The following is a 1,186-nucleotide window of genomic DNA, read 5'->3' on the forward strand; positions in this document are numbered from 1 at the left end:
GTAAATATCAAGGTGGTCGAGACTGGTTTGTCAATACTTTGGGGCGATAAAATATGAGGAAAAGGAAGGTGCTTGTATTTATGGGCTTTGCAGAATTAGTGCTTACTTATCTTTTTATGTTAGCACTAGATATAGTGTTTTGTTATAGGCATCTCAGTCCTAGATCTGTAAGCGGAATGTGTAGGTTTTGCTAATACTAGAGGCGAACTAAATGAAGGCGCTAAGATATAGCGCCTTAAATTCGGTTTGCTTTTTAATCGCCTTTTTGTTCAGACTGACATGCCTGTACGGCCGTTAGTGCAATGGTAAAGACGATATCTTCTATTAATGCGCCACGAGATAAGTCGTTAACAGGTTTGCGCAAACCTTGTAGCATTGGGCCGATACTGATTACATTGGCGCTACGTTGTACAGCTTTGTAGGTGGTGTTACCAGTATTTAGATCTGGGAAGATAAAAACGGTTGCTTGACCGGCCACCGGGCTGTTCGGTGCCTTTTTCTTGGCGACACTTTCAATCGCCGCCGCATCGTATTGGAGGGGGCCGTCAATTACGAGGTCTGGCCTTAAGTTCTTAGCGATCTCAGTAGCTTCACGAACTTTGTCGACGTCTGCGCCGGTGCCGCTTACACCTGTGCTATAGGAAATCATGGCGACTTTGGGGTCAATGCCAAATGCTTTGGCTGAGTCGGCACTTTGTATCGCAATATCGGCCAGCTGTTCGGCATTCGGGTCTGGGTTGATGGCGCAGTCACCATATACAAGTACTTGGTCGGGGAGGCACATGAAGAAAACTGAAGACACTACCTTGGCGCAATCGTTTGTTTTAATCAACTGAAGCGCGGGGCGCACAGTGTTGGCTGTTGTGTGAACAGCTCCTGATACAAGCCCGTCAACTTCATCTAGCGCCACCATCATCGTTGCGAGTACGACATTGTCTTCTAGCATTGCTCGCGCCATTTGGTGACTCACGCCTTTATGCTTTCTGATCTCTGTCATTGGGATGACATAGCGTTCACGTGCTTCGTCAGGGTCGACGATCTGAATATCACTCGAAAGCGTAACACCCTGAGCACTTGCGACCGCCTTAATTTCATCGGGCTTCCCGATTAGTATGCACTGAGCTAGTTCTCGCTCATGGCAAGCAATAGCGGCACATATCGTTCTTGGTTCATTGCCTTCAGGTAA

General features: G+C 47.2%; 1 protein-coding gene. It reads right to left on the reverse strand.

All coding sequences use genetic code 11. The features are described from left to right. Positions 1-253: 253 nt before the first annotated feature. On the reverse strand, positions 254-1,186 hold a 933-nt coding region (gene pta, locus A3766_RS27355), incomplete at its 5' end, for a phosphate acetyltransferase (protein ID WP_068643369.1).

The organism is Oleiphilus sp. HI0132 (assembly GCF_001635845.1).